Origin of the sequence: Streptomyces sp. NRRL B-1140 (assembly GCF_001280065.1) — a bacterium.
Classification (GTDB): domain Bacteria; phylum Actinomycetota; class Actinomycetes; order Streptomycetales; family Streptomycetaceae; genus Streptomyces.
On the sequence record NZ_LGEA01000120.1, the window covers coordinates 20,553 to 29,512 of the forward strand.

At 72.2% G+C, this 8,960-nt stretch carries 7 protein-coding genes; 2 read left to right on the plus strand and 5 right to left on the minus strand.

Translation table 11 applies throughout. The features are described from left to right. Window positions 1-18 precede the first annotated feature (18 nt). Genes ADK65_RS29445 through ADK65_RS29455 form a run of 3 tightly spaced genes read right to left on the minus strand, consistent with a single transcriptional unit; the run spans window position 19 to window position 4,219 of the window. Window positions 19-1,713: a thiamine pyrophosphate-binding protein gene (locus ADK65_RS29445; RefSeq protein WP_053674032.1), complete on the minus strand. Its 1,695-nt coding sequence runs from the start codon at window positions 1,711-1,713 to the stop codon at window positions 19-21. Further along, window positions 1,710-2,690 (minus strand): agmatinase, encoded by a 981-nt coding sequence (speB, locus tag ADK65_RS29450; protein WP_053674033.1) that lies wholly within the window; start codon window positions 2,688-2,690, stop codon window positions 1,710-1,712. The genes ADK65_RS29445 and speB overlap by 4 nt, the downstream gene beginning before the upstream one ends. Before the next feature lie 56 nt (window positions 2,691-2,746). Further along, window positions 2,747-4,219: a sodium:solute symporter gene (locus tag ADK65_RS29455; protein ID WP_053674034.1), complete on the minus strand. Its 1,473-nt coding sequence runs from the start codon at window positions 4,217-4,219 to the stop codon at window positions 2,747-2,749. A gap of 123 nt (window positions 4,220-4,342) precedes the next feature. Here ADK65_RS29455 and ADK65_RS29460 point away from each other — a divergent pair, with 123 nt between their 5' ends. Together ADK65_RS29460 and ADK65_RS29465 are read left to right on the plus strand one after the other, a co-directional pair. Then, entirely contained in the window at window positions 4,343-5,824 is a 1,482-nt protein-coding gene (locus ADK65_RS29460) for a PucR family transcriptional regulator (RefSeq protein WP_199825727.1), read from the plus strand. A gap of 118 nt (window positions 5,825-5,942) precedes the next feature. Further along, window positions 5,943-6,731 carry a phosphatase gene (locus ADK65_RS29465; RefSeq protein ID WP_053674036.1) on the plus strand — a complete coding sequence of 263 codons (789 nt, stop codon included), beginning with the start codon at window positions 5,943-5,945 and terminating at the stop codon, window positions 6,729-6,731. 37 nt (window positions 6,732-6,768) lie between these two features. Here ADK65_RS29465 and tesB read toward each other — a convergent pair whose 3' ends face one another. After that, window positions 6,769-7,650, minus strand: a complete 882-nt coding sequence (gene tesB / locus ADK65_RS29470) for an acyl-CoA thioesterase II (protein WP_053674037.1) — start codon at window positions 7,648-7,650, stop codon at window positions 6,769-6,771. 36 nt (window positions 7,651-7,686) lie between these two features. Continuing rightward, complete coding sequence (locus ADK65_RS29475; RefSeq protein ID WP_053674038.1) at window positions 7,687-8,844, minus strand: acyl-CoA dehydrogenase family protein; 1,158 nt, start codon at window positions 8,842-8,844, stop codon at window positions 7,687-7,689. Between the last annotated feature and the right edge of the window lie 116 nt (window positions 8,845-8,960).

Here is an 8,960-nt window from a genome sequence, read left to right on the forward strand (position 1 = left end):
TCTCTTTGCGAAGGGAGTTCAGTCCGACCTGCCCAGGTGGGTCGGCGCGAACATCCGCAGCACCGCCGGGAGCAGGACCACCGAGGGCCCGGGCGCGGCAAGCGCCTTCGCCAAGTCCTGCTCCAGGTTCTCCGGGGTCGTCCGCACCCCGGGGACGCCGAAGGACTCCGCCAGGGCCACGTAGTCCGGCCGGGTCAGTTCCGTCGCGGTCGCCTCGCCGAACGCGTCGGCCATGTACTCGCGCAGGATGCCGTAGCCGCCGTCGTCGACGATCAGCCAGGTGACGTTCAGGTCGTACTGGCGGGCCGTGGCCAGCTCGGCGATGGAGTACAGGGCCCCGCCGTCACCGGAGACGGCGAGGACCGGGCGGGTCGGGTCGGCCGCCGCCGCGCCGAGCGCGGCGGGGAAGGCGTAGCCGAGGCCGCCGGCGCCCTGCGCGGAGTGCATGTGGTTGGGGCCCTTGGCGTCGAAGGCCGACCAGGCCCAGTACGCGAGGATCGTCATGTCCCAGAACGACGGGGAGTCGGCGGGCAGCGCACCGCGGACCGAGGCCAGCACGTCCTGTTCCAGGGTGAGTTCCTGGGCGGCGATGCGGTCGGCGACCTTCGCGAGCACCTCCCGTACCCGCTCCGGGGCTGCCGGGTCCTGTCGTTCGGGCACCGTCTCCAGCAGCGCCTGCAACGCGAGGCGCGCGTCCGCGTGGATCCCCAGCGCGGGGTGGTTGGACTCCAGCTTGCCGAGGTCCGCCTCGATCTGGACGACCCGGCCGCGCGGCTTGAACGTGTGGTAGTTCGAGGAGAGTTCGCCGAGTCCCGAGCCGACGACCAGGAGGACGTCGGCGTCCTCCAGGAAGTCCGTGGTGTGCCGGTCCTCGATCCACGACTGGAGCGACAGCGGGTGCTTCCAGGGGAACGCGCCCTTGCCGCCGGGCGTGGTGACCACCGGGGCCTGAAGCCGCTCCGCCAGTTGCTTCAGCTTGCCGGAGGCGTCCGCCCGGACCACTCCCCCGCCCGCGATGATCGCCGGGCGGGCCGCCTTCGACAGCAGATCGGCGGCCACGGCGGTCAGTTCGGGGCGCGGCGGCAGCTCCTCGGGGAAGGCGTCGCCGCCGGTGACGACCGGGATCGCCGTCTCGGCGAGCAGCACGTCCTGCGGGATCTCCACCCACACCGGGCCGTGCGGGGCGCTCAGCGCCGACGTCCAGGCCGCTTCGATCGCGGAGGGGATCTGCGACTGGGTGCGGACGGTGTGCACGGACTTGACCACGCCCCGGAACGAGGCCGCCTGGTCCGGCAGTTCGTGCAAGTAGCCGTGCCGGCCGCCGCCGAGACCGGCCGTCGGGACCTGGCTGCTGATGGCCAGCACGGGCGCGGAGGCCGCCGCCGCCTCCTGCAGAGCGGCCAGGGAGGTCAGGGCGCCGGGGCCCGTCGACAGCAGCAGCGGCGCGGCCTCACCGGTGATCCGGCCGTAGGCGTCCGCCGCGAATCCGGCGTTGTTCTCCACCCGCAGGCCGATGTACCGGAGGTCCGAGCGGCGCAGGGCGTCGAACATGCCGAGCGCGTGCTGGCCGGGCAGTCCGAAGACGGTCGTCGCACCGAGCCCGGCCAGCGTCTCCACGACCAGGTCTCCGCCGTTGCGGCCGGGAGGAGGGTTGAGGGCGGCCTCCGTCTGGGCGGGCGTGGGGCGGAGCACCAGGTCGTGGTCGTGAGTCACTTGGCTTCCGAGTCCTTCCGGGCCGCGGCGATCTGGCGGGACATGATCGTGGTCAGTTCGTACGCCGTGTGGGACGCGGCCACCGACGTGATCTCGGCGTGATCGTACGCGGGGGCCACCTCGACCACGTCCGCGGAGACCAGGTTGCAGGAGGCCAGTCCGCGCAGGATCTCCAGCAGTTCGCGGGAGGTCATGCCGCCGGCCTCGGGGGTGCCGGTGCCGGGGGCGTGGGCCGGGTCGAGGCAGTCGATGTCGATGGAGATGTACAGCGGCCGGTCGCCGATGCGCTGGCGGAGCTGGTCGGCGACCTCGTCGGCGCCGCGCCGGTAGACGTCGGCCGAGGTGACGATGCCGAAGCCCATCTTCTCGTCGTCGGTGAGGTCCTGCTTGCCGTAGAGCGGGCCGCGGGTGCCGACGTGGGAGAGGGCCTCGGTGTCGAGGATGCCCTCCTCGACCGCGCGGCGGAACGGGGTGCCGTGCGTGTACTCGGCGCCGAAGTAGGTGTCCCAGGTGTCGAGGTGGGCGTCGAAGTGCAGCAGGGCGACCGGGCCGTGCTTCTTGGCGACCGAGCGCAGCAGGGGCAGCGCGATGGTGTGGTCGCCGCCGAGGGTCATCAGGCGGGCGCCGGTGCCGAGCAGGTCGTCGGCGGCGGCCTCGACGGTCTCGACGGCCTCGTTGATGTTGAACGGGTTGACGGCGATGTCGCCGCCGTCAGCGACCTGCGCCAGGGCGAACGGCGAGGCGTCCTGCGCCGGGTTGTACGGGCGCAGCAGCCGGGACGCCTCGCGGATCGCGTTGCCGCCGAAGCGGGCGCCCGGCCGGTACGAGACGCCCGAGTCGAACGGCACGCCGACCACGGCGACATCGGCCCGGCCGACCTCGTCCAGCCGGGGCAGCCGGGCGAAGGTCGCGGGTCCGGCGTACCGCGGGACGCGGGAGGAGTCGACGGGCCCGCGCGGAGTCTCGTTGCTGCTCATGAAGAAATGCCTTCTTTCCTACGCTTCATCGCGTATGTACTGCTTGCCTTACGACCTTACCGGGGAGCCGCGGCCGGTTCGGACGCGAGTTCGGGAGAGCGGCCCGCGAGCCGCTCGCGCCAGGCGGTGAGGACGGCGGTGTCGGTGGCCGGGGTGACCAGGGAGACGGCCAGGTAGGCGGCGAGGGAGGCGAGCAGGCCGTAGTAGACGGGCTCGTTGGCGAGGATGCCGTAGGTCGCCATCAGCACGATGACCGCGAGCCCGCCGGCCACGACGGAGGCGAGGGCTCCGTACACCGTGCCGCGCTTCCAGACCAGGCCGCCGAGGATCGGCACGAGCAGCCCGCCGACGAGGAGGTTGTAGGCGACGGTCAGGGCCTCCACGACGTTGTCGATCGCGATGGCCGTGGCGATGACCGCGAGGCCCATCAGCAGGATGAAGGCCCGGTTGCCCTTCACCTCGTCGTGGTCGTCCGCGTTCTCGGCCGGAGCCTTGCCGAGGCCCCGCAGCCGGGACCAGATGTCGTTGTTGGCGACGGTGGCGCAGGCGATCAGTGCGCCGGAGGAGGTCGACATGACGGCGGCGAGGGCGGCGGCCAGCACCAGTCCGCGTACGCCGACGGGCAGTTCGTCCTTGACGATGGTCGCGAAGGCGTCGTCGGGGCTGCCGAGCTTCGGGTACAGCACCTTGGCCGCCGTCCCGATCACGGCACCGGCGAGGGCGTAGGCGAGGCAGTAGGTGCCGGCGACGGTTCCGCCCCACTTGGCGGTGCGGTCGCTGCGGGCGGTGAAGACGCGCTGCCAGATGTCCTGCCCGATGAGCATGCCGAAGGTGTAGATCAGCACGTAGGTGAAGATCGTCTCGCCGCCGATGCCCAGCGGGTCGAAGTACTCGGTGGGCAGCTGCGCCTTCATCTCGCCGAACCCGCCGGCCTTCACGACGGCGATGGGCAGCAGCAGGAGCAGCACCCCGATCGTCTTCACGACGAACTGCACCATGTCGGTCAGGGTGATCGACCACATGCCGCCGAGGGTGGAGTACGCGACGACGATGGAACCGCCGAGGACGATCGCGACCGTGCGGTTCATGTCGAACAGCACGTCGAAGATCGTGGCGTAGGCGATGGTCGAGGTGACCGCGAGCATCAGCGTGTAGGCCCACATCACGACACCCGAGATGACGCCGGCACGGCCACCGCCGTAGCGCAGGTCGAGCATCTCGGAGACGGTGTAGACCTTCAGCCGGGCGATGCGGGCGGAGAAGAAGACGGACAGGGCGAGCAGGCCGAGGCCGATGGTGAAGACCATCCAGGCGCCGGACAGGCCGTACTGGTAGCCCAGGCCCACACCGCCGATGGTGGAGGCGCCGCCGAGGACGATCGCCGCCATGGTGCCGGAGTACATGGCGGGGCCGAGGCGGCGGCCGGCCACGAGGAACTCGCTCTTGGAGCGGGCGCGGCGCATGCCCCACCAGCCCATGGCCAGCATGCCGGCCAGGTACACGACGATGACGGCGTAGTCGACGGCCATGAGGGCCTCCTTCGGTCGGTGTCGCCGGCGGGTGACGAGGACCGACCTTAGGTGGCCGGAAAGAGACTGCGAAGTGTACGTTTCATCCATTCGTGCCGGTGCGGAATGGAGGGAACGCACATCATGCCGGACCCGGCGGTTCCGCCCACCCCACCCGTCCCGCTGACCGCGCTGCTGGCCCGCGAGGACCTGGGCCTGCGGCAGCTCGCCGGGCCGCCCGCCGAGGCGGTCGTCCTGCACTGGGTGCACACCTCGGAGATGGCGGACCCGTATCCGTATCTGCTGGGCGGTGAGCTGCTGCTCAGCGCCGGTGTGCACATCCCCGGGGCGGCCGACTCGGGGACCTCCTACTTCGACGGCTACGTCTCCCGGATCGTCGCGGCGGGCGGCGCGGCACTCGGCTTCGGGGTGGCACCGGTGCACGACACCGTGCCGGAGGCCCTGGTCGCGGCCTGCGGCGCGCACGGCCTGCCACTGCTGGAGGTGCCGCCCCGCACCACCTTCTCGGGCGTGGCCCGGGCGGTCTGGCAGCTCATGGCCGAGGCCCGCCTGGCCGAACTGCGCCGCGTGACCGAGGCCCAGCAGAGCCTCGCCGCCGCCGCGTCCCGCCCCGACCCGGTCCCCTCGGTGCTTCGTCAGCTGGCACAGCGGCTGGGCGGGTGGGCGGCGCTGTACGGGCCGGAGGGGGCGGAGATCGCGGGGGCGGGCCGGGAGCCCGGGGGCGAGGTGCGTGCGGCTCTGGCGCGGCTGGCCCAGGTGGTACGGCCGGCCGGCGGCCCGGGTGAGCGCGCCGCTCCCGCCTCGGCCACCGACTCCGCCGCCGGGGTCCACCTCGCCGCCTACAGTCTGGGCACCGGGCACGGCTTCGTGCTCGGGGTCGCCGCCCACCGGCGTGCCCCCGGCGACCACACCGTCGCCTCCGTCGCGGCCGTGCTGCTGACACTGCTCACCGGCGAACAGCAGAGCGGTACCGGAGCCGCCCGGTCCTCCGCGCTGGTGCGGCTGCTGCTGGGCGCGCCGCCCGAGGAGGTCGCGGGGTTGCTGGGCGACGGGCCGTGGCTCGTGGTGCACGCCCGGCCGGACGGGGACGGCGCCCCCGACCTCGTCGCGGCCTCCGCGCTGGGCGCCGCGCTCGGATCCGCCCTGGTCGACGCGGCGGGCGACGTCGTGCGGGCCCTGGTCCCAGCCGGCCGGGCACCGGACCCGCTACCGGGCTGGACCCTGGGCGTCAGCGCCGCCGTCGCCCCGCACGACTGGCCCGCCGCCGACACCCAGGCCGCCCGCGCCCTGGCCCGGGCCCGCGCCACCCGCTCCGCGCTGCTGCGCCACAGCGCGCGCCCCGCCCTGGCGGACCTGGTCCCGGCCGGGGAGGCGGCGGCCCACGCCCGCGCCGTCCTCACCCCCGTCACGGCCCACCCCGCGCTCACCGAGACCCTGCGCACCTGGCTGTCACTGCACGGCAGCTGGGACCGCACGGCCGTCGCCCTGTCCGTGCACCGCAACACCGTGCGCCAGCGCGTCGCCCGCTGCGCGGCCCTGCTGGAGACGGACCTCGACGACCCGGACGTACGGATGGAACTCTGGTTCGCGCTGCGGCACGTCTGAGTACGTGAGCGGGGGTCCCACTGAGCATGTGAGCGGGGTCCCGCCGAGTACGTGACGCACGTCCCAGCGCTCGATACGCCAGGGACGCCCCCCTGTCGGCTGCCTCACAATGGATGCCATGCCGATACCCGGGACACCCAGCCGCGCCGAACTCGTCGAACACCTCGTCAGGACGCGCATCGCGGGCGACGTCGCCACCCCCCGCGAGAACAACCTCTCCCACTACCGCAAGCTGGCGAACAGCGACCGCCACTACTGGCTCGGGCTGGAACTCGGCGACCGGTGGAACGACGAGCAGGACGTCCTCGCGGTGATGGCGGAGCGGGTCGGCGTGAACGACGACCCCGAATACCGGTACGGCCAGGACACCATCGACCCGGAGCTGACCGTCGACGGCCTGGAGCGGATGGCCGGGCGGCTGCGCAAGGCGGCGGACGGGCAGCAGCGCGTCCTCTTCGCCACCGGCCACCCCGGCGGCCTCCTCGACGTGCACCGCGCGACCGCGGCGGCGCTGCGCGCGGCCGGCTGCGAGATCGTCGTCATCCCGGACGGGCTGACGACCGAGGAGGGCTACGTCATGCAGTTCGCGGACGTAGCGGTCCTGGAGCACGGCGCCACCCTGTGGCACACCCACTCGGGCGAACCGATGAAGGCGATCCTGACGGCCCTGGAGCGCGCGGGCCGCCCGCTGCCCGACCTGGTCGTCGCCGACCACGGCTGGGCCGGCTACGCGGGACAGCACGGCGTGGACTCCGTCGGCTACGCCGACTGCAACGACCCGGCCCTGTTCATCGCCGAGGCCGAGGGCACCGTGCAGGTGACGGTTCCCCTCGACGACCACGTGGTCAGCCCCCGCCACTACGACCCGATGACGGCGTACCTCCTCGCGGAGGCGGGCCTCAGCTAGGGCCCCGTCCGTGCGGGACGCCGACCGCTGGCGGGCCTCAGCCGGTGCCCCGCTCGCGCGGGACCCGGACCACGCCCTCCTGGATCACGGTGATGGCCAGCCGCCCGTCCTGCGTGTAGATCCGCGCCTGTCCCAGTCCCCGGCCGCCGTACGCGGACGGGGACTCCTGGTCGTACAGCAGCCACTCGTCGGCGCGAAACGGCCGGTGGAACCACATCGCGTGGTCGAGCGAGGCCCCGACGACGTCCCCGACGGCCCAGCCACCGCGCCCGTGCGCGAGCAGCACGGAGTCGAGCAGCGTCATGTCGGAGACGTAGGTGGCGAGGACGACGTGCAGCAGCGGATCGTCCGCCAGCTTGCCGTTGGTGCGGAACCACACCTGCGAGTGCGGCTCGCGCGGCTCGCCGAACCGGCCGTAGGGCGGCTCGTCGGCGTACCGGAGATCGACCGCGGCCCGGGCCTCGAGGAACTTCTCCACCACGACGGGGTCGAGGTGCCGGTACTCGCGCAGCCGCTCCGCACCGGTCGGGAGGCTCTCGGGGTCGGGAGAGGCGGGCATCGGCTCCTGGTGATCCAGCCCGTCCTCGTACGTCTGGAAGGACGCCGAGAGATGGAAGATCGGCTTGCCGTGCTGGACGGCGACCACCCGGCGGGTGGTGAAGGAGCGGCCGTCGCGGATCCGGTCGACCGTGTAGACGATGGGCGCGCCGGGGTCGCCGGGGCGCAGGAAGTACGCGTGCAGCGAGTGCGCGGGCCGGTCCTCGGGGACGGTGCGCCCGGCGGCGACCAGCGCCTGGGCCGCGACCTGCCCGCCGAAGACCCGGGGGACGACGGCGGACCGGGACCGGCCGCGGAAGATGTCCTCCTCGATCTGCTCGAGGTCGAGCAGATCGAGGAGGCTCTGGAGTGCATTGCTCATGGCAACTGTTGTACCGGCCAGTTGATTTCGGTCGGCTTACAGGCCCATGTTCTTCGCGATGATCGACTTCATGATCTCGCTGGTGCCGCCGTAGATGCGGTTGACGCGATTGTCCGCGTACAGGCGGGCGATGGGGTACTCGTTCATGAAGCCGTAGCCGCCGTGCAGCTGGAGGCAGCGGTCGATGACGCGGTGGGCGACCTCGGTGCAGAACAGCTTCGCGGAGGCGGCCTCGGCGGGGGTGAGCTCACCGGCGTCGAGGGCCTCGGTCGCGCGGTCGGCGACGGCCTCGGCGGCGTCCACCTCGGCCTGGCAGGCGGCCAGCTCGAACTTGGTGTTCTGGAAGGACGCGACCGTCTTGCCGAAGACGGTGCGGTCCTGGACGTACTGCTTGGCGAACCGCACGGCGGCCTTGGCCTGGGCGTAGGCGCCGAAGGCGATGCCCCAGCGCTCGGAGGCCAGGTTGTGACCGAGGTAGTAGAAGCCCTTGTTCTCCTCGCCGAGGAGGTCCTCGACGGGGACCTTGACGTCCACGAACGCCAGCTCGGCGGTGTCGGAGGTCTTCAGGCCGAGCTTGTCGAGCTTGCGGCCGACGGAGTAGCCCTCGGACTTGGTGTCCACGGCGAAGAGGGAGATGCCGTGGCGGCGGTCCTCGGCGGTCGGGGCGGAGGTGCGGGCGCAGACGATCATGCGGTCGGCGTGGACGCCGCCGGTGATGAAGGTCTTGGCGCCGTTGAGGACGTAGTGCGTGCCGTCCTCGCTCAGCTTGGCGGTGGACTTCATGCCCGCGAGGTCGGAACCGGTGCCCGGCTCCGTCATCGCGATGGCCCACATCTCCTCGCCGGAGACGAACTTCGGCAGGAACCGCTTCTTCTGCTCGTCGTTGGCGAGCATCTTGATGTAGGGCAGGGCGAGCAGCACGTGCACACCGGAACCGCCGAAGGCGACGCCCGCACGAGCGGTCTCCTCGTACAGCACGGCCTCGAACTTGTGGCTCTCCAGGCCCGCACCGCCGAACTCCTCGGGCACGTTGATGCCGAAGATGCCCAGCTCACCGAGCTTGTAGTAGAAGTCGCGGGGCGCCTGGCCCGCCGCGAACCACTCGTCGTACACGGGTACGACCTCGGCCTCGATGAAGGCGCGAAGGGTCTCCCGGAACGCCTCGTGATCCTCGTTGAACACCGTACGGCGCACGCCGCCACCTCCAGGACTCCGCATGTCTAAGCGCTTGCTCAGCCCAAGATACCGGCGAGTATCGAGGAGCGTCCAGGGTGGGGGTGGGGAGACGCTCGTCACGCGTTGGGGGTGGG